Origin of the sequence: Humibacillus xanthopallidus (assembly GCF_044793955.1) — a bacterium.
Classification (GTDB): domain Bacteria; phylum Actinomycetota; class Actinomycetes; order Actinomycetales; family Dermatophilaceae; genus Humibacillus; species Humibacillus xanthopallidus_C.
This window is the reverse complement of record NZ_CP084995.1, coordinates 1249003-1274038: the sequence shown is the minus strand read 5'-3', so window position 1 is coordinate 1274038 and position 25036 is coordinate 1249003. Positions and strand designations below refer to the sequence as shown.

Genomic DNA, 25036 nt, shown 5'->3' with positions numbered 1-25036 from the left:
CGGGTGCGTGTCGCGCAAGAGGCTGGTGTTACTGCTGTGACAGACGAGCCATCACCGTCGACCCGGCCAGGTCCTCGGTCGTGACGGCGAACGAGCGGTGGTCGCGCCAGGCGCCGTCGATGTGGAGGTAGCGCTCCCGGATGCCCTCGTCGCGCAGGCCGAGACGACGCGCGACGCCGAGCGAGGCGACGTTGTCGAGCCGGATGTTGACCTCGATGCGGTGCAGGCCCGCCGGCCCGAGGGCGTGGTCGATCGCGAGCGCGAGGGCGCGACTGGCGATGCCGCGGCGGGTGACGGCCTGCGAGACCCAGTAGCCCGCGGCGCCCGATAGCTGGGCGGCACGGATGATGCCGAAGATGTGCACCTGCCCGACGATGCGGCGATCGACCTCGATGGCCCACGGCATGGCGCGGTCGGCCCGCGCCTCGGTGTCGAGGTCGCGCACGAACTGGCGGAAGGTGACCGGTGTGCGCGAGTCCGAGCCCGGGGGGAGCGTCGGCTCCCACGGCTGCACGTGAGCGGCGTTGTCGCGGCGCACCTGCTGCCACTCCGCCTCGTCGGAGGTGCGCAGCGGGCGCAGCACGACGGCCGGCTCGGCCGACGCGTCGCGCAGCACGACGGGCCAGCCCGCCTGTCCGTCGCGGTGCGGACGCCACGGCATCCTCATGCGGACCCGCACACCCCGTGGTCGTTCCCGTGGTTGTTCCCGTGGCCGCTCCCGTGGTCGCTCCCGAGGATCTGCGCCAGGGCGTGCCCGAGCACCGGCTCGAGCACGTCGAGCGCGTCGGCGACCCCGCCCCGCGAGCCGGGAAGGTTGGCGACGAAGGTGCGACCGGCGACGCCGGCGAGACCGCGCGACAGCATGGCCGTCGGCACCCCCTTGGCGACGCCCGCCGCGCGGATCGCCTCGGCGACCCCGGGCACGAGCCGGTCGAGCAGCGGCAGCGTCTGCTCGGGAGTCGAGTCGGTGGGGGTCAGCCCCGTCCCGCCCGTGGTGAGCACGAGCTCCGGCTCGCTCGCCAGGGCGTCACGCAGCGCCAGCCCCAGCTCGTCGCCGTCGGGCACGACGACCGGGTCTCCGACCGCGAAGCCCCACGAGCGCAGGCGCTGGGCGATCACGGGACCCGACCGGTCGGCATACGTGCCACGGGCCGCCCGTGTCGACGCGGTGACGACGACAGCGCGGCGCCCCGCTCCGAAGCCGGGCCCGGTCTCGTGGTCCGGGAGGTCCGGCTCACTCATGCCAGTCACCCGAGCGTCCGCCCGACTTCGCGGTGACCCGGATGTCGGTGATGCGGCCGTGCTTGTCGACGGCCTTGACCATGTCGATGAGCGCAAGGGCTGCGACGCTCACGGCGGTGAGGGCCTCCATCTCGATGCCGGTGCGGTCGGCCGTGCGCACCGTGGCGGTGATCTCGACGCCCTCGTCGACGACGAGCAGGTCGAGCACGACGCCGTGCACGGCGATCGGGTGCGCCAGCGGGATGAGGTCAGGCGTGCGCTTGACGGCCTGGATGCCAGCGACGCGGGCCACGGCGAGCGCGTCGCCCTTGGGCACCGTGCCTCCGCGCAGCGCCGCGACCGCGTGAGCGCTCAGCAGCACCCGACCCGCTGCGCTCGCCTCGCGCGCCGTGACGGCCTTGGCCGACACGTCGACCATGTGGGCGCTGCCGTCGGCGCGCACGTGCGTCAGCCGGGGGGCGTCCGCGTCACCGGTGGGCGCCGCGCCGGTGCCGGTGGCGTCACTCATCTCACGCCTCGCCGTCGAGGAGGATGACGTCGACGTGCTCGCCGGCGACGAGCTCGGTGATGTCCTCGGGCACGACGAAGAGGCCGTTGGCCCGCGACAGGTCCGCGAGGAAGTGCGACCCCTGGCCGGCCACCGGAGAGGCGAGCAGCTCACCCTCGGGCGAGCGCGACACGACGGCCCGGCCGAACTGCCGGCGCCCCTCCGGGGAGCGCACACCAGAGGTGATGCTGGCGGCGCGCAGGCGGCGCTTCTCCGGCTTGAGGCGCATGAGCCGGCGCAGGGCCGGCCGCACGAAGACCTCGAAGGACACGAACGACGAGACGGGGTTGCCGGGCAGGGCGAAGAGCGGCACCTGCCGTCCGCCGGGCCCGCTGAGGTGCCCGAAGCCCTGCGGCTTGCCGGGCTGCATGGCGACCTTGACGAAGTCGATGCCCTCGCGGCGCAACGCGCTCTTGACGACGTCGTAGGCCCCCATCGAGACGCCACCGCTCGTGATGATGACGTCGGCCACGCCGACGACCTCGTCGAGCACGGCGAGCAGCTCCTCGTCGGTGTCGCCGACGGCGGTGCGGATCTCCGCGGACGCACCGGAGGCGACCGCGGCCGCCCAGAGCATCGAGGAGTTGGAGTCATGGATCTGGGCGGGCCCGAGCGGGTCCCCTGGCGCGACGAGCTCGTCGCCGGTGGAGAGCACGACGACGTGCGGCCGGCGGTGCACCTCGACGGTCGCGTGCCCACAGGCGGCGAGCACGGCGATGGTGCGCGGGCCGACGATCTCGCCGGCCGACACGACGACCGCGCCGGCGGCGACGTCCTCGCCGAGAGGGCGCACGAAGCGGCCACGCCGCGCCTCCGCGCGGCACTCGACCTCACCCCCGGCGGACCCGTCGGTGTCCTCGACAGCGATGACGGCGTCGGCGCCCTGCGGCATCTTGGCACCGGTCATGATGCGGGCCGCCTCGCCGGGGCCGACCCGGAAGGTCGGGTCGTCACCGGCAGCGACCTCGCCGACGATGCGCAGCCGCACCGGCTGCGAGCCGGCGCCCGCGAGCGAGTCGGACACGACGGCATACCCGTCCATCGACGAGTTGTCGAAGCCGGGGAGGTTGACCTTGGCCCGCACGTCGCGGGCGACGACGAGCCCGAGGCTCTCGGTCAGCGGGATCGGCGCCGTCGGGGCCGGCTCCAGCGAGGAGAGGATCGCCCGTAGGTGCTCGTCGACCGTGCGCACGTCCGCCGGGGCGCGGCGCGTGGCGGGCTCGGGCTGCGCCTGCTCGCCGAGCACGGCGTTGTCACGCACCCGGTGGTAGCCGTCGATGAGCACCTCGCCCACGAGGGTGACGTCCCTGCCGAAGACGGGGTCACCGATGACCCGCAGGCTCGTGCAGTCCTTCATCGAGGGCACGCCCTGCGGGAAGCGCTGCTCGAAGCCGGACACGAAGCGGTAGGCGGAGTCGAGGTCGACGTAGGGCTCGGGCCGGTCGCCCGCGGCGACGACGTGGTAGCTCTCGTCGAGGGAGAAGAAGTCGGAGCGCAGCACGAGCAGGTCGTTGGTCGTCTTGACCGGACGGAAGCGGGTGCGCGGCACGAGGATCGCCTCCGACCCCTCGAAGACCTCGATCGCCGTGCCCATCGCCGACTCCATCTGGATGACCTCGGGCGAGGACGGGTCGGCAGGGTCGACGTTCTTGTGGTTGACGATGATCGGCAGGCCGAGCACGCCCTCGCGAGCGGTCATGCGCTCGCGCAGCACTTCGAGGTTGATCCACACGTTGTTGGCGTTGAAGGTGTTGTGGCGGCGGATGTCGCGGAAGTAGCGCTCCTCGCCGTCCTCGACCATCGCCGTGTCGCGCAGGATCAGGCGGCCGTCGCTCTTGCGCACCGCGAGGTGACCGCCCTTGCGGTCGCTCTTGGTGCGGTGGCACACCTCGGCGACGAAGGGCACGTCGTGCTCGACCATCCAGGCGGCGACGTCGGGGTCGCACGTGGCACCGAGGTTGTCGGAGTTGGAGAGGAAGGCAAACCGAATCCCCTTCTCCAGCAAGGAGTCGAGCACGCCAGAGGTGACGAGCGAGACGTAGACGTCGCCGTGCCCCGGCGGGCACCACTCGAGCTCGGGGTCACGCGGCCACTTCACCGGGGTGAGGTCGCCGGGGGTGAGCTTGGGCTCGGCGTTCTGGATGAAGTCGAGGGGCAGCCCGTCGACGGCGAGGGAGTCGTACTTCGCGAGGATCTTGAGCGACTCCTCCGAGGTGCGGAAGGAGTTCATCAGCACGAGCGGCAGCTCGACGCCCCAGCGCTCGCGCAGCGCCAGCACCTGCAGGGCGATGATGTCGAGGAAGGTGAGGCCGTCGCGCACCTCGAGGGCCGACTTGGCGCCGGTCATGCCCATGCCCGTGCCGAGGCCACCGTTGAGCTTGATGACGGCCGTCTGGGACAGCGCCCGACGCGCCTCCTCGTCGGTGACCTGCACCTCGCCGAGCGCCTGGATCTCGCCGAGCGGGTCGATGCTGTCCTCCGGGATGGTGCCCTGGGCGCCGGCCTCGAGCTGCTCGTAGTAGTACTCGAAAACCTTGATCGCCTCGGGCCCGAGGCCGCGCTGGCGCATCAGGTCCACGGATTCGCGCAGCCCCTGGTCAGTCATGGCCATCACCCTACGATGGACGGCATGGGCCGGAGCCACGTCACCGCTAGGAGCTCGGGGTGAACGGCTCCGTGAGCGGGTCCGTGAGCGGGGCGTCGAAACGTGACCTGCGTCACGCCGCCCGCGAGCGCCGCTCCCGGCTCGCTGCCGCGCTTCGCTCGGCCCCTGGTGGGGCGGGCGTCGCCGACGCCGCCGAGGCCATCGCCGAGACCGTGCTGCGCTTCGTGCCCGACGAGGGCCGGGTCGCCGTCTACGAGTCGCTCCCCGACGAGCCGCCGACGGGCCGGCTCATCGAGCGGCTCCTCGAGTCAGGTCATGAGGTCATCGTGCCCGTCGTGCTCGACGACTTCTCGCTCGAGTGGCGGTATCCCGTCCGGGGGGCTGTCGGTGACCGCGGCACCGTGACGCGGCGGCGGGCTGCCCCCGGTGCCGACGAGCGCGGTCCCGACGACCGCTCGGAGTGGCTCGGCGTCGACGCACTCTCGGCGTGCGACCTCGTCGTCACCCCGGGCCTCACCGTCGACCGGCACGGCGCGCGGCTGGGCCAGGGCGGCGGCTGCTACGACCGGGCCCTGCTCCACCGCGACCCGGCCGCGCCGGTCGTCACCCTGCTGCACGAGGGCGAGGCGAGCGAGGACGACCTGCCCGTCGACGAGCACGACCTCCCGGTCGATGCCTATGTCACGACGACGGGCCGGCTCGTCCGCGTCGGCTGAGGGCACCCGCCCCCGACCGGCTGCGGGCCCCCACCCCGCGCCGCGAGCGTGAGCCGGCCGGACGGCATACGTCAGCCGGTGGGGGCGCCCGGCGGCACGAGCGTCAGCTCGTCGGACGACGCCTCGCGGACCGCCGCCTCGGTGAACGGCCACGGGAAGCTCTCGCCCGCGGCCCAGGCGTCGATCTGGTCGGCGTAGTGGTCGTCGTAGGTGTGACCGGACTGGCCGGTCGAGTTGACCCAGAGCGAGCCGTCGAGGTTGCCGAGGTCGACGACCATGCGCATCGACGGGCCGGCGATGACGTCGTAGCCGGGCTTCGCGGCGTTCCACGAGTTGGCGTTGACGATGGAGTTGCCGCCGCCCAGCTCGATGCCCTCACGGTTGAAGATGCTGCGCACGACCTCGGGCAGCGAGTCGTCACCCATGACCGGGTGGCGCAGGTCGAGCTGGTGCAGACGGCCCCAGCGCCACTGCGCCGGCACCTTGCCGAGCTCGCGGGCGAGGTCGAGCCGGGCGTCGACGAGGGCCCGCTTGAGGATCTCGCCGGAGCCCTCGGTGAGGCCGGGCGTCGTGCGGTCGTCCCACCACTCGTTCTTGGGGTCCGCGAGCAGCTGCTCAAGCACGATCATCCAGCGGCTGCCGCCGTCGGGCGCGAGGTCGGGCGGCAGCTCGTCGAAGGTGTAGTCGAGCAGGTGCTTCCAGACCGCGTTGTAGTAGGAGGCCGAGGCCGAGTCACGCGACTTGTCGTTGGGCTGGCTGCCGTCCCAGTCGCGCAGCAGCCGTTGCGCCTGGGCGGTGAAGTCGTCGACCTGCACCGCGAGCAGCCGCTCGACGAGAGCCGGCGCGTAGGTGTTGCGCACGTCGCCCTGGATCTGCGACATGTCCTGGGGCGACACCTTCGCCTTGGCGGCCAGGAGGGTGCGGATGCGTTGGGCGCGGAAGCCGTAGTCCCACTCGGTCGTGAGGAAGGGGGTGGTGCTCGCCGTGACCGCCTGGTTGGCGGTGACGACGAAGCCCTCGTCGGGGTCGAAGACGTGGGGCAGGTCCGCGGACGGCACCCATCCCTTCCAGTCCCACTGGCTGTCCCAGCCCGGCGCGGGCCAGTAGCCGGGAGGCGCACCGGGCGTCGCCGAGCGGCGCACCGGGATGCGGCCGGGCGTCTGGTAGCCGATGTGGCCGGCCGTGTCCGCATAGACGAGGTTCTGCGAGGGCACGGTGAACTGCGCCGCCGCCGCCCGGAAGTCGTCCCAGTCGCGAGCGGTGTTGAGGGCGAAGATCGCGTCGCCCGCGGTGCCCGGCGTCAGGGCCGTCCAGGCCAGCGACACGGCATACCGGTTGGACTGGGGCGCCCCGCGCACGACGACGCGGTCACCCGCCTCGTCGACCGACGCGGAGACGTCGGACATGATCGGGCCGTGCACGGTGCTGCGCACGGTGATCGTGACGTCGGCGCCGCCCGCGACCTTGAGGGTTTCCTCGCGCTTCTCGAGGGGCACCCGCTGGCCGTCGCGCAGGTAGGTGTCGCCCGAGACCTGCTCGAGGTAGAAGTCGGTGACGTCGGGGCGCAGGTTGGTCATGCCCCACGCGATGCGCTCGTTGTGGCCGATGACGACCCCCGGCACCCCCGAGAAGGTGAAGCCCGACACCCGGAAGGGGCAGGCCTGCGTGACCTCGCGGCACTGGAGGTTGACCTGCGACCAGATGCCGGGGATCGAGAGGGCGAGGTGCGGGTCGTTGGCGAGCAGCGGCTTGCCCGTCGTCGAGCGAGGGCCCGAGACGACCCACGAGTTCGAGCCGATGTCATCGCCCCGACCGAGCGTGGAGGGCGCGGCGTCGAGGGCGGCGATCGCGGCGTCGACGGCCCGGGCACCGTCGCTGCTGCGCAGGTCGGAGAGGGCGGCGGGAGCGGCCGGCACGGCAGAGGCCGCCTGGTCGGTCGCCGCGTCGTCGGCCGCGCCGGGCGCCCAGTCCTCGGCCGAGAGGATCGGCAGGTGGCGGTCGAAGGGGTAGGGCGGATAGAGCAGCGCGATCTGCTTCAGCGAGATGCCGCGGCGTGAGAGACGTGCGCGGGTCAGCTCGTCGTTGTAGTCGCCGCGCAGGTCCCAGGCCAGGGCCTTGAGCCAGGCGAGGGAGTCGACGGGGGTCCAGGGCTCGACGCGGTAGCCGGGGTTGCGGCGCTGGAGGAAGGTGTACTCGAGCGACATCTTCTCGGGCGACTCGGCCTGGGCGATGTAGGCGTTGACGCCGTCGGCGTAGGCCTGGAGGTACTGCCGGGTCTCGGGCGCCAGCCGCGGCAGCTCCTGCTCGGCGACGCGGCGCCAGCCCATCGTGCGCACGGCCTTGTCGGACTCGAGGCCGCTCGCTCCGACCATCTCGGCGAGCCGGCCGGCGGTGAGGTGGCGACGCAGGTCCATCTCGAAGAAGCGGTCCTGCGCGCTGACGAAACCCTGGGCGCGGAAGAGGTCGCTCGCGTTGTCGGCAGTGATCGTCGGGATGCCGCGGTCGTCGCGCAGCACCGACACGGTGCTCGTGAGGCCCTCGATCGCGAGCTCGCCCCCGGTCTGCGGGAAGCTCTGCCGCACGGTCGACACGCCGAGCACCCCGACACCGACGACCGCCATGACGAGCAGGACGGCGACGACGATCAGGACCCGACGAGCTCGTTTCATCCGTGGCACGCACCGAGCCTAGGACACCGTCGCGACACCCCGGCGCAGCCGTGCGGGGCCGGCGCGACATCGTTGCCGAACCGACGACTTTGCCTCATGGACCTCTCGACGGGCCGGGTGGGCCAGGTGGTTTCATGGGCCCACACGTCAGGAGCTGCCCGTGATCTCGCTCGCGTCCGTCACGTCGTCGGGAATGACTCTCGACGACCTGACACGTGTGCTCCTCATCGGGTCGATCGTGCTGCTCGTGGCCGTCGCGGCGGTGCGCCTGTCGGCGCGGTCGGGCCTGCCGTCGCTGCTCATCTATCTCGGCATCGGCCTCGCCCTCGGCAACGCGGGCCTCGGCATCCAGTTCGACGACGCCTCCATCACCCGCGTGCTGGGGTACGCCGCGCTCGTCCTCATCCTCGCCGAGGGCGGCCTCACGACGTCGTGGGGCAACATCAAGGACTCGGTGGCCCCGGCCGCGCTTCTCTCGACCGTCGGCGTCGCCGTCTCGGTCATCGTCGTGGCCATCGCCGCGCACACGCTCCTGCCGCTGTCATGGACGATCTCGCTGCTGGTCGGGGCGATCGTCACCTCGACCGACGCCGCGGCGGTCTTTGCCGTGCTGCGCAACGTGCCGCTGCCCAAGCGGCTGTCGGGCATGCTCGAGGCCGAGGCGGGCTTCAACGACGCCCCCGTCGTCATCCTCGTCGTCGCCTTCTCCGCTCAGGGCGTCCCCGGAGGCGAGTCGCAGGCGTGGTGGCAGCTCTTCCTCCTCGCCGCCGTCGAGCTCGTCGGCGGCGCCGTCGTCGGCATCGGGGTGGGCGCCCTCGGCGGGCAGCTGCTGCGCCGGGTGGCCGGCGGATCCTCGGCCCTCTTCTCGATCGGCGTCATCTCGCTCACCGTGCTCGCGTATGCCGCAGGCGCCGCCGTCCACGTCTCCGGCTTCCTCGCGACCTACCTCTGCGCCCTCGTGCTCGCCAACATGGGGCTGCCCAACCGCACGTCCTTCCAGAGCTTCGGCAGCGCGCTCGGCTGGCTGGCCCAGATCGGGCTCTTCGTCCTGCTCGGGCTGCTCGCCGACCCCCGCGACCTCGGGGCCCAGCTCGTGCCGGCCATCGTCATCGGCCTCGTGCTGCTGCTCGTCGCGCGGCCGCTGTCGGTGTTTGCGTCGGTGTCGTGGTTTCGCATGTCGTGGCGAGATCAGGCCTTCCTGTCGTGGGCGGGCCTGCGGGGTGCGGTGCCGGTCGTGCTCGCGACCGTGCCCCTCACGGCGGGCACGCCCGACACCGAGTGGATCTTCGACCTCGTCTTCGTGCTCGTCGTCGTCTTCACGATCGTCCAGGCCCCGACGCTCCCGTGGGTGGCGCGGCGGCTCGGGCTCACCGAGCAGGTCCACTCGGTCGACGTCGACCTCGAGAGCACGACCCTCATCGAGATCGGTGCCGACGTCATCCAGGTGACGGTCGGCGACGACTCGCGACTGCACGGAGTCGCCGTCTTCGAGCTGCGCCTGCCCCCCGGGGCCAACGTGACGCTCATCGTGCGGGGAGGTGAGGGCTTCGTGCCGGCGCCGCACACCACGATCCGGCACGGCGACCGGCTCCTGGTCGTCACGACGTCGACCGTGCGCTCCCGCACCGAGCAGCGCATCCGCGACGTGAGCCGTGACGGGCGCCTCTCCGGCTGGCCGTAGACTGGCGGGCGGTTCCGTCCCCTCTCCTCCCCGAGCTCGAGGTTCACCCATGCCCACCTACTCCTACGCGTGCACCGGCTGCGGCCACGCCTTCGACATCCGCCAGTCGTTCACCGACGACTCCCTGACGGTGTGCCCGGAGTGCGGGGAGACGACGCTGCGCAAGGTGATCCACCCGGTGGGCATCTCCTTCAAGGGCTCGGGCTTCTACAAGACGGACTCGCGGGCCGCCGCCAAGGGCGCCGGGTCTGGGTCGGGTGCGGCTGCCGCCGGCGGCTCGTCGGACTCCTCCGACTCCTCCAGCGCGGGTGCGGGCAAGACGGGGTCGTCGGAATCGTCGTCGGGGTCGTCCGGTTCGGGGTCGTCGGGTTCCGACTCATCGGGTGCGTCGTCGAAGCCCGCCGCCACCAAGGCCAAGACGTCGCCCAGCACGTCGTCGTCCACACCCTCCTGACACGCGGGGACGTTGTCCCCAAGCAGCCCGTATGCCGGACGACTGGGCCCCCTGGCGTCCTAGGCTTCCCGCATGACGACGTTCGCCGACCTCGAGACCTCCGGCTCCCCCGTCCCGTCCGCACCCTCGCCCACCCGGTCGCCCGCGGGGCCGCGCGCCGAGATCGGCGTCATCGGCGGGTCGGGCCTCTACGACTTCCTCAAGACCTACGAGACCGTCGCGGTCGAGACCCCCTTCGGGCCCCCGAGCGACCCTATCGTCGTCGGCGAGGTCGAGGGGCGCATGGTCGCCTTCATCGCCCGGCACGGCAGCGACCACCGTTTCGCCCCGCACCGGGTCAACTACCGCGCCAACCTCTGGGCGCTGCGCTCGCTGGGGGTGCGACAGGTGCTCTCACCGTGTGCGGTCGGCTCGCTGCGCCCCGACTACGGCCCCGGCACGATCGTCGTCCCCGACCAGGTCGTCGACCGCACGTGGGGCCGGTCGCAGACGGTCTACGAGGCCGAAGGTCCCGTCGTCCACGTGTCGTTCGCCGAGCCCTACTGCCCCAACGGCCGGCAGGTCGCGGTGGATGCGGCTCGCCTCTCTCCGCTCGCGGTGGTCAGCGACGGCACGCTCGTCGTCGTCAACGGGCCGCGCTTCTCCTCCCGCGCCGAGTCCCTCATGCACCAGCAGGCGGGGTGGCACATCGTCGGCATGACGGCCATGCCCGAGGCGTCCATCGCCCGTGAGCTCGCCCTCTGCTTCACGACGATCGCGATGGTCACCGACCTCGACGCCGGTGTCGAGGGCGGCGAGGCGGTGACGCACGAGGAGGTGCTGCGCGTCTTTGCCGACAACGTCGAGCACCTCAAGGCGCTGCTGCGCGACGCGATCGGTCAACTGCCCGCGCACGAGGACGACGCCGAGGCCACCTGCCCGTGCCGGCGCAGCCTCGACGGCATCGACCTGCCGATCACCCTGCCCTGACCGACCCGACCTCGCGACCGAGCGGCCCGATCCATGCGACCCGCACTCACGAGACCCGCGCGCACGCGACCCGCAGTCACGGGACCGGGAGCCGACCACGGGCCGGGCGCACCGACCTCCGGCCCGGCCGGGCGACGCTCGCTCAACACCCGTCAACGCCTGGCCCGCCGGGCCCGGTGGCGGCGGTGGGCGGCTGCCCTGATCGCAGCGGCGGCAGCTGCGGTGACGCTCGCGGCCGTGGCGCCTCGTGCCACCCAGGCCGGTGGCCGCGAGGTCGTCGTGGCCGTGCGCGACCTGCCTGCGGGCGCGGTGGTCACGCGCGCCGACGTCGAGCTGGCCGGGCGCCCGGTGAGCACGGTCCCCGAGACCGGCCTCTCGGCATACGCCGACGTCGTCGGTCGCACGACGGCGACGGCGCTGTCGAGCCGCGACATCGTGACGTCCGAGCGGCTCGTCGGTGCGGCCCTGTTGGCAGGGCAGCCCGCCGGGTCGGTCGCCATGTCGGTGCCGGTGCTCGACGTCGGGGAGGCGACCCGCCCCGGCACGCGTGTGGACCTCTATGCGACGGGCTCGGGTGATGCCGCCGCCACCGACGTGGTCGTGCTCGCGGTGCGTCGACCCGCGGAGTCGGCGTCGGTGCTCGGCGGCGGGTCCTCGCCGCAGCTGACGGTCGCGCTCGACGCCGCCGCCGCCGCGACGGTGGCGCGCAGCCTCAGCGGCCTCGACGGCGGCCAGGGACTGGTCGTCGCCGTGCGGCCACCGACCGGTTTGTCACGCTAGGCTCGGGTCGCCCGCACACCGGGTCGAGCCAAGCCCCGGCACCGCCGCCGGGCCGAGGTCACCAGGCCGCGCACCGTCGCGGTCCCCAGGGACCCCTCCGGGGGACGCACAGAAAGGGATCACCTTCATGCTCAAGGGTTTCAAGGACTTTGTGATGCGCGGCAACGTCATCGACCTCGCGGTCGCCGTCGTGCTCGGCGCAGCCTTCACCGCCGTCGTCAACGCCGTCGTCAAGGGCCTCATCACGCCGGTCATCGCCGCCATCTTCGGCAAGCCCGACCTCACCCAGGTCGGCAACTTCACGCTCAACAACGCCCAGTTCTCGCTCGGGCTCATCCTCGATGCGCTCTTCAACTTCCTCATCATCGCGGCCGCCGTCTACTTCATCATCGTCCTGCCGGTGAACAAGCTGCTCGAACGCCTCGCCCAGGGCAGGGAGCCGGAGCAGGAGTCCCCGTCACCCGAGGTGCTCCTCCTCACGGAGATCCGCGACTCGCTGCGCTCTCGCTGAGCGACGTCGTCGCGGCCCGCATGCCGCACCCCGAAGGGGCAGGAGCCACCCGGCTCCTGCCCCTTCGTCGTCTCCGGCCCCCACCCTCGAGCGGCCGCGCAATCACACGCCACTCGCCGTGCCAGCCGACCGTCGAGTGGCCAGCGCTGGAGGGTCGTCAGTCCGTTGGACCGTCGGACCGTCGGACCGTCAGACGGCCTCGGAGCGGGTCGTGGCGCCGTAGACCTGAGGACGCTCGTAGTCGCCGAGGATCTCGGCGAGCGCCAGGGGGCGCGCGGCCTCGGCGTGCCGACCCGCCCGCTGCAGGGTGCGGCCCAGCAGCAGGTGGGCGTAGGCGTCGGTGGGCGACTCGGTCGTGATCCGGGCCAGAGTCACCTCCGCACGGCCGAGCTGGGCCGAGTGGTAGTAGGCCCGAGCGAGCAGCAGCCGCAGGTCGTCTGTGCCGTGCAGCACCCCGTCGTCGAACGTGGGCGTGGTCTCCCTCGCGGCGGCACCCTCGATCTCCTCGACGAGCTCGGCCAGCGCGAGCGCGGCCTCGCGGAAGTCACCGCGGTCGAAGAGACCCTGGGCGAGCGAGAGCCGCAGGGAGAAGGGCGTCGTCGTGTTCATGCGCCCCACAACGTCGGCGCGGTCCACCACATTCCACACCCGCGCCGAGCCTCACCCACCCTCCCGCGATTCGAGGTGATCCTGCACCCCACGTCGGTCCCGGCGTCACCTTGAATCACGGCGGGGCGGAGTCGGCTTCGGGGCGTGGTCACTCGTAGTGCGGGGGGCGCTGCTCCTGGAGCCAGGTGTCCCCGACACCGGAGCCGGTGGGTCGCTCGCCCCAGCCGAGGTCGAGCTCGTCGCTGCTGCGGCCGAGCGCCGGGCCCGGCTCGGACGGGACTGCACCCGACGCGCCCGTCCCGTCGCCGTCCGGCTCGGCAGCGGCACCGGTGCCCTTGCGGAAGACGCGGCGACGCTTGCGCTTCGCCTTGGCGGCGCCGGCGGCGGGAGCGCTGTCTGCGCCGGAAGTCGCCGACCCATCGTCGCCTCCTCCCCCATCGCTGGCGGCGGCTCCGGTCGTGTCGGCGCCGGCATCGACCTCCGCGTCTGCCGCGCCCTCGTCCTCGCCCGGTGTGACGGTGTCGTCTGGCGGCTGCGGTGCAGGGGGCTGGATCGCCTTGACGATCGTCACGATGCGGGCGATCTCGCGGGCCGGGTCGCGGAAGAGGTCGGTGGTCCAGGCGCGCTCGTGCAGCCAACCCAGCCGCATGAGCTGGTCGGGGCGCAGACGGTCACGGTCACGCGTGCTGTGCAAGGCGGCATACCGCGGCCCGTCGGTCTCGACGGCGAGCAGCCCGCGCCCGCGGTGGTAGGGGTCCTCGACGACGAGGTCGATCCGGTGGTTGGCGGTGCCGAAGTCCTCGTGGACAGTGAGGCCCTCGCGGCGCAGCCGCGCAGCGAGGTCGCTGCGGAGCGGGTCGGTCGTGGTCGGCGCGTTGGCGAAGAGGGTGTCCTCGTCGCCGCGGCCGCCACCGGCCTCGGCATAGGCAAGGAAGTCGCGCAGCATAAGCGCCCCGCGGGCCTTGAGCCGGGTCGGATCGAGGTCGGTCGCCCGCAGTGCGGAGACGACCGTCATGCGCGAGCGGGCGCGGGTGATGGCGACGTTGAGCCGCCGCTCCCCGCCCTCGATGTTGAGCGGCCCGAAGCGGTGCAGCACCCGGCCGTGGGGCGTCTTGCCGTAGCCGATGGACAGGATGATGGCGTCGCGCTCGTCACCTTGCACGCGCTCGAGGTTCTTGACGAAGAAGCGCTCGTCGCGGTCGTCGGCGAAGAAGGCCGCCAGCTCGGGAGCGTCGCGCAGGGCGTTGGTCACGGCCTCGTCGAGCCGGGTGGCGTGCCTGATGCCGAGGGCGATGACGCCGAGCGACTCGTTCGGACGGGTGCGGGCGTGCTCCAGCACGAGCTCGACGACTCGCGCCACCTCGCCGTCGGTCGTCTCGATGGTGTCGACGCCGGCCTGCACGACGGCCTGTCCGTCGACCGGCTCGAAGACGACGGCGGAGTCGATGGCGGTGCCGGGGAAGGTCGTGAGCCGGCCGTCATACATCTGCGCGTTGGCGAAGGCGATGAGGCGTTCGTCGCGGCTGCGGTAGTGCCACGTGAGGTCGCGGGTGGGCAGCGCGGCGGAGAGCACGTCGAGCACCGACTCGAAGCCGTCGGTCAGGGTCTCGTCGGCGGGTGTCGCGCTGGCTGCGCCCTCGTCGTCGGACACGACGGTGAAGAAGTTCGTCGGCGGCAGCTGTCGCTCGTCGCCGGCGACGACGACCTGCCGGGCCCGGCTGATCGCCGAGATGGCCTGGGCCGGCTGCACCTGCGAGGCCTCGTCGAAGATGACGACGTCGAACCACTTGCCGGGCGGGAGCGTCGATGCGACGACCAGCGGGCTCATCGCCCAGCACGGCTTGATCGCGGTGAGCGCGGCCGATGCCTGGGGCATGAGATCGCGAAGCGCCTTGTGCCGCCTCGACTTGCCGCCCTCGGCGCGCACCAGTGCCTCCTGCGCCGGGTGGTCGGCGAGGACCTCCCTCACGTTGCGCGCGACCGCTGCTCGCACGCGCGCGACGGTCGCCGTGAGGTGCGCCCGGTCGGCCTCGGCGAACTCGGCGACGTCGCGACGCAGGCCCGCCCCGTCGTGCGCCCCGTAGGCCGGGTCGCTCACCGTGATCTCCTTGGCGAGCGAGGCCCACCAGACGTGCTCGACCTCCGGGATCACCTGGTCGGTGCCGATGCCGCGGCGGGCGAGGTCCTCGACGAGGTCACCCAGCCCGACGCTGCGCAGCTCGTCGAGGGTGGCAGTCACCTGCGGCAGGATCGAGATGCGCTCGGGACGGCTCGCGAGGTCGGCGAGCCGGGCGCGCAGGTCTCCGAGCGGGAGGGCCGCGAGGCGCAGGCCGTCGCGGCCGGGTCGCAGGCGGGCGTCGAGCCAGGCGAGGTCCTCCTCGAGGCCGGACAGCACGGCGAGGCCTTCGTCGAGGCGCGGGGAGATCTCGGGTCGGCCACCGCCGCCGACGAGGGCAAACCAGCTCTGCCGCTGCTCGCTCGCCGCGACGAGCTCGGCGTGCAAGTTGGCCGGGGGGCGGCCCGGTCGCAGGAGGCGCTTGGTCTGGCGCCGGATGCGCCACCGGTCGAGCCAGCCCATGTCGATGTCGCGCGACCGGCGCCAGTCACTCGACCCCGTAGCGGCGATGTAGTCGTCGAGCGGGGTGTCGAAGACCTCGGGCCGGAAGACCTCGAGGGTCTGCCGCACCGTCGACATCGTGCCGAGGGCCGACGACCAGTCGTCGACGGAGTTGGCCTCTGGCACACGCGACTCGGCGAGGATCTGGTTGAGCTGGGCTCCGAGCGCCTCGAGCCCGCCCGTGCTGCGGCGGCTCGTGATGTCGAGGGCGCGCATGGCGTCGTCCTGCGTGAGGATGCGGGCGCCGAACCACGGGTCGTCGTCGGCGCGCGTCCATGCGCCGAGGCCGACGCCGTCGCGCAGCCGCCGGGCCAGCTCGGTGATGCGGGTGCGGCTCAGCCTGGCCAGGTCGCTGCTCGTCAGGCGCACGTGCGACAGCGGCGCGGGGCGGCGGCTGCCGAGCTCGACGAGAGCCTGTTGCACCTCGTTGGCCGTGACGCCCCAGGGCTCGCGCTTGCGGTGCAGCGCCTCGACGTGGCGCTGCAGGCGGGCCCGGCGCTCGCGCAGGGTCGCGATCGCGTCGTCGGCCAGCGTCGGGTCGTGCTCGAGCGCCGCGGTGAGGGTCTTGGCGAACTGCTGGGCCGTCGCGTGCTTGTTGGTGGGGCCGTCGTAGGCGTCGAGCACGAGGTCGCCGAGCCCGAGCCGGTCGAGGCGGTGGAGCACGGCGTCGATGGCGGCGCGCTTCTCGGCGACGAAGAGCACCGACTTGCCCTCGGCCGCGAGGGTGCAGATGAGGTTGGCGATGGTCTGGGACTTGCCCGTGCCGGGAGGTCCCTTGACGACGAGATGGGCCCCGGCGCGTACGGCCTCGATGGCTGCCTGCTGTGAGGAGTCCGCGTCGAGCACGAGGTGCTCGTGCTCCGGGTCGGGGTCAGGGTCGCTGTCGGGCAGCCGCAGCCTCACCGCGGCGAGCGCCTGCTCGTCGCCCGCGAGGGCAGCGACGACGTCGTGGTCGGCGAGCGAATTGCCTTGCAGGGCAAGGTCGGCCACCATCGGAAGCTTCGCGTAGGAGAAGGTGCCCAGCACGAGTCGTGGAGCGATGCCGAAGTCTGCGACGCGGGCGCACTCGTGGCCGAGAGCGGCATACGCGGGATAGGGGTCGAAGGCGTTGCCGACGTCGGCGAGGTCGGCGAGCGCGTCCCCGTCGATCTCGATGCCCTGCTCGGAGCGGAGGTATTCGCGCAGCACGGGGTTGAACTCGACCTCGGGCCCGAGGTCGATCTCGAAGTCGTCCTGGGCGGCGCCGACGGCGCGCAGCACGCAGGCCCGCAAGAGGACCGGAGCAGCCGGTGGCCGAGCGGCGCGCGGCACTGACCATGTGGCCATGCCGATGGCGAGGAAGCCGGCCGCGATGCCGCGCTCCTCCTTGAGCTCGAGGGCCTTGGCCCGGATCGCGCGCGCCCGGCGACGGGCCTCCTCGAGCGCCACGGGCTCGCGGACGAGCTCGGAGAGGCGGGTGCCGTGCCCCGCGAGCAGCTTGGAGACGCCACCGGGGTGGGCGGTCGTCAGGTCGAGGGTGCCGGAGGGGAGGTCGCGATACCAGAGGAGCGTGTTGCGGCCGCCGAGGTCGACGAGGGTGCGCTGCCACGTCTTGACCGCCGCGGCGACGCGGTCGGCCCGCGGGTCGCCCGAGGTCGACGCGGCCGGGAGGGCAGGGTCGTTCCGTGGGGCGTCCGTCATCCCTGCAGGCTAACGAATGACACGGTGGCTCTCGGTCACCGACAGCCGGAAGTGCGCCAGCGCCCCTCCGGCTGCTTCCGCTCAGCGGAAGCGCGGCGGCGCGTAGGCCTTCGTGGGCGGCACGTCGTAGTCCCAGCGCCTGAGGATGTCGTATGCCGTCGTGAGCCTTCGCGTCAGATCGACGTCGTGGTCGTGGTCGGTCTCGGGCCAGTCGGTGCCGGGCTGGCGCACGTGGTCGACGTTCGTCGGTCCCATGAGGGTCTCGCGGAGGAACTCGGCCTGGTAGGCGCCGGTGCGGATGGAGAGGACCCTCTCCTGGCTCTTGTGCCGCACGATGCCCTGCGGCTCGAGGGTGCGCAGCAGGCGGCCGATCTGCTGGCACTCGAACGCCCCGAGGTAGGGCGAGTTGAGCGCGAGGGCGTCGTCGAGCTGCTCGTGGGGCACCTCGAACGCGAACGCGAGAGCCTGCTGGAGGCTGCGGAACTGCGCCGCGTCGATGATCGGCACGTCGACGAGCGGGAGCAGGCCGCCGTCGGCTGAGGGCCGAGGCTCGCCTCGCTCGTCGCCCCGGTTGCCGAGCGAGACGATGCGTGGCAGCCAGTCGGCCCTGGGCTTGTCGTGGCTGACGGCGCCGTCGGGGCCGACCGTGGCGTTCATCGTGTCGTGGACGCACTGGACGTGGAGCATGCGCGCACTGTTGAAGTCCGCGACCGTGGCGTGGTCGAGGTCGAGGCCGTGGAGGTGAGCGCACTTGGCCTCGAACACCTGCGCGATGACGTCGTCGCGGACCCGGGCATAGGGCTTGGCGCCCCGCTCACCGAGGGCGGTGATGACGCCCATCAGGGCGCTCCACTCCGCGTCGCTCTCGGGTCGACGCAGGAAGGGCACCCCGCTGAACGAGACGGGCCGGATGGAGTCGACGCCGTTGAAGGAGACGTTCTCGCCGCGGGCCTGGGCATCCCGGCGGGCGAAGAACTCGCGGAGGCCGGCCTCCGGGTCGGCCGGCCAGTCGCGGTTGGGGTCGAAGAGGATGCGGTGGTGCGGGAACTCGACGTAGACGGCGCGCTCGTCGACCTCGACCCAGCGCTTGCACAGGTCGCTCGTCGTCATGTCGGAGAAGTCGTGCTGCAGGCGCTGCGTGAGCCCCGGCTCGAGGAGGGGCTCGAGCTCGCGAGGGATCGCAGCGGTCGCGTGCGGACCGGTGAGAATCAGGTCGATCCGGGGGGCGACCTCCTCGAAGGGCACCTCGCCCTTGCCGCGGTAGAAGACGAGGTCGTCGAAGCCGAAGGTCTTGCCCTGAGGAATCCAGACGAGCCCACCCGACTGGTCCTGCTCGAACGCTCCGACGCGGGCCACGACTGCCTCCTCGGTGAGGGCTCATGATGCTGCGAGTCTAGGGAGGCACAGGCGCGCCGTCCTCGGAGTCGGTGAGGCGGCGGCTGTGGTGGACGGCGAGAGCGGTCGACTGGTCGAGCCAGCGTTCGGATCGCGCGGCAGGGTCCACTACCCTGTCACCGTTGGCGGACCCGACGGCCCGCGTCGCGACGAAGGTCGCGGCACGAGCCAGAGCGACGGTCGCAGCCAGACCCCGCCCTCGTAGCTCAGGGGATAGAGCACCGCTCTCCTAAAGCGGGTGTCGCAGGTTCGAATCCTGCCGGGGGCACCACGTGTTTGCGCAGTTCAAATGGGGTTTCCGATGCCAAGCTAGGCGAGCCGAAGTGCGTCTCCTGCAGCCCTAGTCCGCAAAAAGTCCGCAGAACCTTGAGAGCGGACCACCTGCAGACGTTCAGCCACGAGGTCCAAGTCGCCGTCGAACAGGTCCGAGTAGACATCGAGCGTCATGCTCGCCTTCTCGTGTCCTAGCATCCGCTGCACGGCCAACACGTGAGCACCGGCATGGACCGCAAGGCTCGCCGCCGTGTGGCGCAACTCGCTCGGGTTGAGGCCCTCGACACCTGGCGACTTGGCCGCCGAGTCGAACCAGCCGCGGCGTGCCGCCCGAACCCTGAGGACACCGCCCCGGGTGGCCGGGAAGAGTAGGTCGTCAGGGGCTCTCCCGTAGATGGCCGCCTCGAGAAGTTCCTGCAGCAAGACCGGGACTGGGACCGTCCTGCGCTGGTGATCCTTGGGCGTCGTCCATACCAGCTGACCGTTCACCTCTGTCACCGTCGCTTCGACGATCAAGCGCTCCGGCATCAGTCCGGGAAGGGCGACAACGACCGGGACGAGGCCCGAGCGGAGCTGCTCGAGTGGCTCGATGAGGTCGAGGACGATGAGCCGGTTGTGTCTCGGGAGGTCGGGATCATCCTTGCCTCCGCGGACTTCAGCCAGGAGATCACCACGACCGTCCTATGGCTCAACGAGTTCCACTCGACCGACATCCGGTGCGTCCGTCTTTCGCCGTACCGGCACGAGGGCAGGCGCTGCTGGACGTACAGCAGGTCATCCCGCTCCCCGAGGCGAGGGAGCTGATGGTCCGGCTGCTACGCAGGGAGATCCAAGCGCGGGCGGGTCGCACTGTTGGCACGTCGTCAGCTGACTGGACCCAGTACGTCGTCGAGTACCCGGGTGGGCAGACCGAACCGCTGCGGAAGAGACGCGCCATCCTCGCCATGATCCATGCGCTTGCTCGCGCTGGCGTGGACGCTCAGCTGATCGCCCAGAGGGTGCCGCACGAGAGGTTCCGCAGCGTGGCAGGCACCCTGGAAGGGGGGCGTTCAGACGGAGACCGTCCTCGACGCCCTCGCCGGGCTTGCCCCCGGGTTCGGGTTCCACGCCGCCGACGACGCTACAGAGGCCCCTTGATATGCATGGGCTCCTCGGTGGATGCGGTACCTGGTCTCGTGACCGACGGAACGACACCCCACGGCTGTCCCTGTGAGCGTCCTGCCTAGGGTTCGCCCATGATCGATTTTCAGAACGCCAGCTACCTGAAACTCAGCCAGATCGACTACGGCCAGGTGGCCGCGCAGATCAACCCCTTGCTGACCGACGGGGAGCAGGCGTTCGTCGCCTACAAGGGCATGCGCGACTACGTGGTGTTCACGAGCAAGCGGATCATCGCAGTCAACGTCCAAGGCATTACTGGTAAGAAGAAGGACTTCACTTCTCTGCCTATGGCCAAGATCCAGGCCTTCTCGGTCGAGTCTGCGGGCACGTTCGACCTCGACGCCGAGCTCGAACTGTGGTTTTCCGGCCTGGGCAAGGTGAAGTTCGAGTTCAGCGGCAAGACGGATGTGGCCCACCTGAACAAGCTTGTCGCTCACCACGTCTTGTGACTCTGTGGGAGCCGACGCGCGGTAAGTTCTGCGCCGGGGCGGCTGTGCCCTGAGTTTTCGACCAGACACGGGAAGGCACCGACAGGTGGCCACCCAGCCCTCTGGCACGGATGTCGCTTGCGACGCATGCGCGCCCGGATCCGAGAAGCGCCCTTCCGGCTGTCGACGCGCGTTCGAGTGAAGTAGCGCGTGAGCGCTACGCGTCGCCGTTGTGGTCCTATTCCGCATCTGCATGGTGCCGTCGGACAAGACCCGAATTTTCAGCGACCAGCAGCTGCGACGCGATGCGCTTTGCTTCCACGATCCACGGCCCTTCACCTGGTGGATGGGCGACCGCAACCCCGGGCTTCAGAGCACTGAACGTCAGCTGTTGGCGGCAGTGGTGGAGACGACGACGGAGGCGATCACCGCAGCCTGGACCTGACTGATCGCCTGCGCGACCGCCTCTCCCGCCCAGCCCAGTTCACCGATCTGCTCGGCTACACGCCGCATCGCCTTCTTGTCCCGCCGGGGGAAGAGCTTGGGCAGCAGGTCGATGGCGTTCAGGATTTCGACCAGGGCGGCCGCTTGGGCGTCAGGCGGGCCACCGTCGAGAGCGGTGTCGATCCGGGCCTGAATGTCGGAGCGCACCTCTGGTCGGCGAAGTGGCCAGGACGTGGACGTGAACAGGCCCAGGTGCCTGTGCTGGAAGCGATCTAGCACACCCGCGGCGGCCAGCTCGTTTAGCACGGACTCTTGGATGTCCTTGGCCCTGCCCTTCCAGTCGGATGCTCCGCCGATGCGGGCGACTGCGTCCTTGGGAGTGTGGCCCACGGCCCGCTCCTTTGCTTGCTCCAGCACCGCCGACTGCAGCGTCGCCGCGCCGGGTCGTGCGACCAGACGGGCGCGCCCGGGTTCCCCGGGCTCGAGGTCAAGGACACCGTCGAGGACGAGCTGCAGCACGGCGGCACCGGCCACCGCCGCCTTGCGTTTGGTGGAGTCGACTCGGAGGTTGCCATCGTCGTCGAGGACGAGAAGGAGCAGCTCTGCCGGGAGAGACAGTACGAGGGAAGTGGTCATGTTCGAGGAGCTCCTTAGTCTCTGCGTCCATCGGCTGGTGCATCCGCACCATCGCCGTCTCGATCCGCGCTGCGAGAGGGGGCGAGCACCGGGATCGCGCGGCCCCTGACGGTGCGATCCTCGATCGTCAGGTGGGTGCCTGAGCCTTCCGGCGGCAGGCACACGACCTGGGCTCCGGATATCCGTAGCGCCACATGCCACCCTCGGTGTTTGGCACGGTCATTTCGCTAGGCACCGCTTCGACGTTTGCGCCGTGAACGGGTAGCGCAGCCACCTGAGAAGCTGTCGGAACATCCGCTAGGTGATGTCGACCGAGTCCGGCGTCTTCTGCATGGTGCCCCCGCCCGCTCCGCGCTTCACAGATGAGCTCACGAGCTGGCAATCACCGTGAGCATGGTGATGACGACGCCGAGTGAAAGGACAGAAGTCACCACCCCGGTGATGGCCATGCCATGTCCTTGGTACTGCTTCGTCATGGCGATCCCACCGAGAACCAGCGCGATGACTGCGAGAGGGAACGTCACAACGTTCACCAGGGGGATGAAGCTGAATAGCAGCGCGAGGATCCCCAGAACCAGACTGGTTGTCGCGAATCCGGTTCCGTGTGTCGGTGTAACGCGTGTGGCACCTTGGTTTTGGACTGATGTACTCATGATGTCTTCCTCCTCGGGGCGGGTCGGTGGCTCGACTCGGTGGGGCCTATCCCCATGCCTCAGCCAAGCCCCCGGTTGACGCAGCGCCCAGTGCCGAAAGTCCCGCTGTCTCGAGGTGGAAGACCCCGCGCCAGCAAGTGAGGGCGAGGGTCCTCTGACTCGAGGCTTGGCCCCCGTCGAGGCGGGATGTCTGCCACTGTGCCCAGTCCCCTTCGCGGGGTGAATCGGGTGGCTGACGGACTTCTGGCAATGCGCTGTCGGCCGCCACGGCCGCCGCACCAGGTCAACGTCAGCATCGCCGGCCACGACCACCTCACCGAAGACCCCCACACCCAAGCCGCCCGCGAGATCCTCGGGGCCCTCGACCTCAATCCTGAATGACGTACCCCGATGGCACGAGTCGGCAGTGCTGGCGCGGGAAGCTTCGCTCTTGCGACTGACGCTCGAGGGACGTGTTCCTGTTGGTGACGATCTACCGCCATCGCCCGTTCGCCGATGCGTGCCCAACCTCTCGACTGCGGGTAAGCAACACATGGCTCGGGGGACGACGCCGATACGAGAGGCTCCCCGATGAAGGACCCCAGAGGTGGCTGTGCGGTATGAGTTCCGGCTCGCCGAGCGGCTGCCGCCCGTGGTGGCGGCGGCTTTCCCTGAGCTGACGGAGTCGAGGGCGGCGGGCACCGGGGGCAGCGTGCTCTACGGGTCGTTTATGGACCGGGCGCACCTGCACGCGCTGGTCAACCGCTTCCCCGCCTACGGCCTCACCATGGTCTATCTGCGTCAGCTGCCTGACTGATGGCGGCCCCGGTGGTGACAGACCTCGACGCCACGCTCGGCGGACGGGCACCGCGACGCCATGCGACGCACTTTGCTGGCTCTGCCGGCGGCCTCAGACCCTACGGGGAACGCTCGAGTGGCTCGTCCACCAGATGGTGCCCGTGAGGGCCGAGGTGGTGGTGCTGGGTGACGTGGACTGCGTTGACCTGTGGCCGTATTGCGAGGTCGTGGAGCGCAACGGACCCGCCAGTGTCCTCGCCGTGAAGGTGCACGACAGTCAGGAGTTCGTGCTCGTCCTCAGCAGCCTGTTGGCGCACGGCCTGCACGTCACGAGAGCGCAGCTTCTCGATGACGCGGCCCCAGACTCCACAAGAATCTGACAGCCCTGCGAAAGGCCAGCTGTCTGGTGCGCCCGTGGTGCCTGGGCGGACCGGCTCAGGCGAGAGGCCGCCGATGGCCCGGTGTGGGTGACCGATGCCGCACTGCGAACATTCGACGAGAGTGTTGGCGTCGTCTTGGTCCAGCCCAGGGGCTCAGCAGCGACGCCCTCCTCGTCATCTGATCAGAGGAGACGCCAGAGGGAAGGGCACCACGCCCTCGGGGGTCGAGGCAGTGCCCTTCGACCCGTTCGTCGGCCGCGGCGGTCAGGTCGTTACCGCTTGACCTCTTCGGTTCAGTGGCGCGAGGGGAGCTCGCCGGTGTTGACCACGTCCATCGCCAACTCGTACAGCTTGCGGTTCTGGTCCTGGCTGGTTTCCCGGAGCAGTTCGAACGCTTCGGCCTGCTGCATCTTGTGTTGCGACATCAGGATCCCGACCGCGGCTCCGATGTCCCGGCTGTGGTGCAAGGCGAGCTGGAGGTGCTCTGCCTTCGCATCGGCGGCGTCCAGGCGTTCCAGCATCTCCAAGATGAACTTCTCAGTCTCCGTCAGAGCGTTGGCCGCGACAGGTTCAGCAGCTGCGGTCGCGGCGGCACGCCTGGGCTCCTGCGTGGGGTGTGGGGTGGTCGTCATCGTGCCGCTCCTGCAACGGTCGGGCTGAAGGCCAGCTTTGTGATCAATCGCCACACACCCTAGCCACGGCGGAGCGCGAGGAGAAGACGCGATCGGTCCCGCGTTCCGGCCGTGCTTGCGCACCGTGATCTCGCTCGGCCGCTGCGTAGAGCATGGGCGCTGGTTGACGCCAGCGCCCACGCCTCGCCACACGAGGACGGCCTCACCGCCGCGCCATCTTGATGACGTCACCCGGCAACGGTCCGCCGGGCCAGGTCGCAGCCTCACCGAAACTGGCATAGAGCAGGTTCTCGGCACCGAGGTAGCCGCCGATGTACTTGCGGGCGCTGACCCGGATCGAGTACTCCTCGTAGTCCAGCCCCGCGAACGTGTACATGCCGGTGGCGTCGGTCGTCGTCGAGAAGGCCTTGCGTCCGCCCTCGACGGGGTCGTACCGCACCGTGGCACCTGCGATGGGCTGCCCTGTGACGAGATCGACCACGCGACCGTTGGCCAGAGCGGTCTGCAGCTGGATCTTGCCGAGGTCCATCGACGGCGTCACGTCGAAGACCGGCGGGGCACTGCGTTGCAGGTAGCTGGCGAACAACGGGTCATCGGACATGTACTCGACCCACAGCCAGCCCGGCTGCCAGTCGGAGGACACCGGCAGCACCTGGAGGTACACGTTCTGGGTCAGGCCCGCGATGCTGAACGTCCCGTTCGGGTCCGTCGGGACCGAAGCCACCTGCTTGGCTGGAGCCCCACCTTGCCCCGGGCCGTACGCGACCACCGTCGCCAACACCGGCTGATAGACCGGCGGTGTCACCACGATGGTGGTGGTCTCGCCAGTGACCGGATCGGTGACGTAGTCGAAGACCGCCGGTGTGGCCTCGTAGACGATTTGCCCGGTGACCGCGTCCGCCGCCATCACGGGTGCGGCCAACGCCCCCAGGCTCAACAGAGCCGCCGCGACCGATGCCATCCATCTTCCTAGTTTCATGACCTCTCCTTTGAGGAGCTCATGTGCGATCGAGGTTCTCCCCTCACCACCAGCCTCGACTGGGGTGGATGGCCCGGTAAGTGCCGAACGTCCTCATCTCCGGACCGACTCACTCCCGACGACGCTTGGCAGAGCTGACACCGATCAAGACGGGCTCGGTCGCGCCCGCTGCTCATCGGTGCTTCGATGGGCACCACG

At 70.8% G+C, this 25036-nt stretch carries 22 protein-coding genes and 1 tRNA gene; 10 read left to right on the top strand and 13 right to left on the bottom strand.

Annotated features, from left to right (window positions below):
- Nucleotides 1-28 precede the first annotated feature (28 nt).
- Genes LG278_RS05800 through glp form a run of 4 tightly spaced genes read right to left on the bottom strand, consistent with a single transcriptional unit; the run spans nucleotide 29 to nucleotide 4394 of the window.
- Nucleotides 29-667 (bottom strand): GNAT family N-acetyltransferase, encoded by a 639-nt coding sequence (locus LG278_RS05800; protein ID WP_404391839.1) that lies wholly within the window; start codon nucleotides 665-667, stop codon nucleotides 29-31.
- Nucleotides 664-1242 (bottom strand): molybdenum cofactor biosynthesis protein B, encoded by a 579-nt coding sequence (locus LG278_RS05795; protein ID WP_404391837.1) that lies wholly within the window; start codon nucleotides 1240-1242, stop codon nucleotides 664-666. The genes LG278_RS05800 and LG278_RS05795 overlap by 4 nt, the downstream gene beginning before the upstream one ends.
- Nucleotides 1235-1750 carry a cyclic pyranopterin monophosphate synthase MoaC gene (gene moaC, locus LG278_RS05790; RefSeq protein ID WP_404391835.1) on the bottom strand — a complete coding sequence of 172 codons (516 nt, stop codon included), beginning with the start codon at nucleotides 1748-1750 and terminating at the stop codon, nucleotides 1235-1237. The genes LG278_RS05795 and moaC overlap by 8 nt, the downstream gene beginning before the upstream one ends.
- 1 nt (nucleotide 1751) lies before the next feature.
- The gene (gene glp / locus LG278_RS05785; protein ID WP_404391833.1) at nucleotides 1752-4394 is read right to left on the bottom strand and encodes a gephyrin-like molybdotransferase Glp; all 2643 of its coding nucleotides are present in this window, start codon (nucleotides 4392-4394) and stop codon (nucleotides 1752-1754) included.
- Nucleotides 4395-4453: 59 nt separating this feature from the next.
- Between glp and LG278_RS05780 the strand changes: the two genes are divergently transcribed.
- A complete protein-coding gene (locus LG278_RS05780; protein ID WP_404391831.1) occupies nucleotides 4454-5110 on the top strand; it encodes a 5-formyltetrahydrofolate cyclo-ligase in 657 nt (218 codons plus the stop codon).
- A gap of 71 nt (nucleotides 5111-5181) precedes the next feature.
- Here the strand turns inward: LG278_RS05780 and LG278_RS05775 are convergent, their stop codons facing one another.
- A complete protein-coding gene (locus tag LG278_RS05775) occupies nucleotides 5182-7779 on the bottom strand; it encodes a penicillin acylase family protein (protein ID WP_404391829.1) in 2598 nt (865 codons plus the stop codon).
- Nucleotides 7780-7939: 160 nt separating this feature from the next.
- Between LG278_RS05775 and LG278_RS05770 the strand changes: the two genes are divergently transcribed.
- The 5 genes from LG278_RS05770 (at nucleotide 7940) to mscL (ending at nucleotide 12174) form a co-directional block, all read left to right on the top strand.
- A complete protein-coding gene (locus LG278_RS05770) occupies nucleotides 7940-9460 on the top strand; it encodes a potassium/proton antiporter (RefSeq protein WP_404391828.1) in 1521 nt (506 codons plus the stop codon).
- A 49-nt stretch (nucleotides 9461-9509) separates the two neighbouring features.
- Entirely contained in the window at nucleotides 9510-9914 is a 405-nt protein-coding gene (locus LG278_RS05765) for an FmdB family zinc ribbon protein (protein WP_404391826.1), read from the top strand.
- Between the two features lie 72 nt (nucleotides 9915-9986).
- On the top strand, nucleotides 9987-10883 hold the full coding sequence (locus LG278_RS05760) for an S-methyl-5'-thioadenosine phosphorylase (RefSeq protein WP_404391824.1): 897 nt from the start codon (nucleotides 9987-9989) through the stop codon (nucleotides 10881-10883).
- Between the two features lie 33 nt (nucleotides 10884-10916).
- On the top strand, nucleotides 10917-11663 hold the full coding sequence (locus LG278_RS05755; protein WP_404391822.1) for an SAF domain-containing protein: 747 nt from the start codon (nucleotides 10917-10919) through the stop codon (nucleotides 11661-11663).
- Nucleotides 11664-11790: 127 nt separating this feature from the next.
- Nucleotides 11791-12174: a large conductance mechanosensitive channel protein MscL gene (mscL, locus tag LG278_RS05750; RefSeq protein ID WP_404391820.1), complete on the top strand. Its 384-nt coding sequence runs from the start codon at nucleotides 11791-11793 to the stop codon at nucleotides 12172-12174.
- A 189-nt stretch (nucleotides 12175-12363) separates the two neighbouring features.
- On the opposite strand, the gene LG278_RS05745 is transcribed toward mscL, so the two are convergent.
- The 3 genes from LG278_RS05745 to LG278_RS05735 all read right to left on the bottom strand — a co-directional run bounded on the left by LG278_RS05745 (nucleotide 12364) and on the right by LG278_RS05735 (nucleotide 18436).
- Nucleotides 12364-12783, bottom strand: coding sequence for a tetratricopeptide repeat protein (locus LG278_RS05745; RefSeq protein ID WP_404391818.1), 420 nt, complete (start codon nucleotides 12781-12783; stop codon nucleotides 12364-12366).
- 148 nt (nucleotides 12784-12931) lie between these two features.
- Nucleotides 12932-17080, bottom strand: coding sequence for an AAA domain-containing protein (locus LG278_RS05740; protein WP_404391816.1), 4149 nt, complete (start codon nucleotides 17078-17080; stop codon nucleotides 12932-12934).
- Between the two features lie 81 nt (nucleotides 17081-17161).
- A complete protein-coding gene (locus LG278_RS05735; protein WP_404391814.1) occupies nucleotides 17162-18436 on the bottom strand; it encodes a hypothetical protein in 1275 nt (424 codons plus the stop codon).
- A 234-nt stretch (nucleotides 18437-18670) separates the two neighbouring features.
- Here LG278_RS05735 and LG278_RS05730 point away from each other — a divergent pair.
- Nucleotides 18671-18746: transfer RNA gene (locus tag LG278_RS05730), tRNA-Arg, on the top strand.
- 38 nt (nucleotides 18747-18784) lie between these two features.
- Here the strand turns inward: LG278_RS05730 and LG278_RS05725 are convergent.
- Nucleotides 18785-19276, bottom strand: a complete 492-nt coding sequence (locus tag LG278_RS05725) for a tyrosine-type recombinase/integrase (protein WP_404391812.1) — start codon at nucleotides 19274-19276, stop codon at nucleotides 18785-18787.
- Nucleotides 19277-19983: 707 nt separating this feature from the next.
- Between LG278_RS05725 and LG278_RS05720 the strand changes: the two genes are divergently transcribed.
- Nucleotides 19984-20358 carry a PH domain-containing protein gene (locus LG278_RS05720; RefSeq protein ID WP_404391810.1) on the top strand — a complete coding sequence of 125 codons (375 nt, stop codon included), beginning with the start codon at nucleotides 19984-19986 and terminating at the stop codon, nucleotides 20356-20358.
- Nucleotides 20359-20721: 363 nt separating this feature from the next.
- Here LG278_RS05720 and LG278_RS05715 read toward each other — a convergent pair whose 3' ends face one another.
- A complete protein-coding gene (locus LG278_RS05715; RefSeq protein ID WP_404391809.1) occupies nucleotides 20722-21417 on the bottom strand; it encodes a GPP34 family phosphoprotein in 696 nt (231 codons plus the stop codon).
- 368 nt (nucleotides 21418-21785) lie between these two features.
- Complete coding sequence (locus tag LG278_RS05710; RefSeq protein ID WP_404391807.1) at nucleotides 21786-22070, bottom strand: hypothetical protein; 285 nt, start codon at nucleotides 22068-22070, stop codon at nucleotides 21786-21788.
- A 586-nt stretch (nucleotides 22071-22656) separates the two neighbouring features.
- Between LG278_RS05710 and LG278_RS05705 the strand changes: the two genes are divergently transcribed.
- Both LG278_RS05705 and LG278_RS05700 read left to right on the top strand, forming a co-directional pair.
- Nucleotides 22657-22866, top strand: a complete 210-nt coding sequence (locus tag LG278_RS05705) for a hypothetical protein (RefSeq protein ID WP_404391805.1) — start codon at nucleotides 22657-22659, stop codon at nucleotides 22864-22866.
- Nucleotides 22867-23008: 142 nt separating this feature from the next.
- On the top strand, nucleotides 23009-23227 hold the full coding sequence (locus tag LG278_RS05700) for a hypothetical protein (RefSeq protein ID WP_404391803.1): 219 nt from the start codon (nucleotides 23009-23011) through the stop codon (nucleotides 23225-23227).
- A gap of 293 nt (nucleotides 23228-23520) precedes the next feature.
- Here the strand turns inward: LG278_RS05700 and LG278_RS05695 are convergent, their stop codons facing one another.
- Nucleotides 23521-23859 (bottom strand): ANTAR domain-containing protein, encoded by a 339-nt coding sequence (locus tag LG278_RS05695; protein ID WP_404391801.1) that lies wholly within the window; start codon nucleotides 23857-23859, stop codon nucleotides 23521-23523.
- A 202-nt stretch (nucleotides 23860-24061) separates the two neighbouring features.
- Entirely contained in the window at nucleotides 24062-24820 is a 759-nt protein-coding gene (locus LG278_RS05690; RefSeq protein ID WP_404391799.1) for a carboxypeptidase regulatory-like domain-containing protein, read from the bottom strand.
- Between the last annotated feature and the right edge of the window lie 216 nt (nucleotides 24821-25036).

Coding starts and splice junctions, on each gene's coding strand:
- glp (WP_404391833.1), bottom strand. CDS start 4,394: ATGACTGACCAGGGGCTGCGCGAATCCGTGGACCTGATGCGCCAGCGC.
- LG278_RS05745 (WP_404391818.1), bottom strand. CDS start 12,783: ATGAACACGACGACGCCCTTCTCCCTGCGGCTCTCGCTCGCCCAGGGT.
- LG278_RS05715 (WP_404391809.1), bottom strand. CDS start 21,417: ATGACCACTTCCCTCGTACTGTCTCTCCCGGCAGAGCTGCTCCTTCTC.
- moaC (WP_404391835.1), bottom strand. CDS start 1,750: ATGAGTGACGCCACCGGCACCGGCGCGGCGCCCACCGGTGACGCGGAC.
- LG278_RS05760 (WP_404391824.1), top strand. CDS start 9,987: ATGACGACGTTCGCCGACCTCGAGACCTCCGGCTCCCCCGTCCCGTCC.
- LG278_RS05795 (WP_404391837.1), bottom strand. CDS start 1,242: ATGAGTGAGCCGGACCTCCCGGACCACGAGACCGGGCCCGGCTTCGGA.
- LG278_RS05800 (WP_404391839.1), bottom strand. CDS start 667: ATGAGGATGCCGTGGCGTCCGCACCGCGACGGACAGGCGGGCTGGCCC.
- LG278_RS05755 (WP_404391822.1), top strand. CDS start 10,917: ATGCGACCCGCACTCACGAGACCCGCGCGCACGCGACCCGCAGTCACG.
- LG278_RS05695 (WP_404391801.1), bottom strand. CDS start 23,859: ATGACGACCACCCCACACCCCACGCAGGAGCCCAGGCGTGCCGCCGCG.
- LG278_RS05725 (WP_404391812.1), bottom strand. CDS start 19,276: ATGCCGGAGCGCTTGATCGTCGAAGCGACGGTGACAGAGGTGAACGGT.
- mscL (WP_404391820.1), top strand. CDS start 11,791: ATGCTCAAGGGTTTCAAGGACTTTGTGATGCGCGGCAACGTCATCGAC.
- LG278_RS05720 (WP_404391810.1), top strand. CDS start 19,984: ATGATCGATTTTCAGAACGCCAGCTACCTGAAACTCAGCCAGATCGAC.
- LG278_RS05740 (WP_404391816.1), bottom strand. CDS start 17,080: ATGACGGACGCCCCACGGAACGACCCTGCCCTCCCGGCCGCGTCGACC.
- LG278_RS05690 (WP_404391799.1), bottom strand. CDS start 24,820: ATGGCATCGGTCGCGGCGGCTCTGTTGAGCCTGGGGGCGTTGGCCGCA.
- LG278_RS05710 (WP_404391807.1), bottom strand. CDS start 22,070: ATGAGTACATCAGTCCAAAACCAAGGTGCCACACGCGTTACACCGACA.
- LG278_RS05775 (WP_404391829.1), bottom strand. CDS start 7,779: ATGAAACGAGCTCGTCGGGTCCTGATCGTCGTCGCCGTCCTGCTCGTC.
- LG278_RS05765 (WP_404391826.1), top strand. CDS start 9,510: ATGCCCACCTACTCCTACGCGTGCACCGGCTGCGGCCACGCCTTCGAC.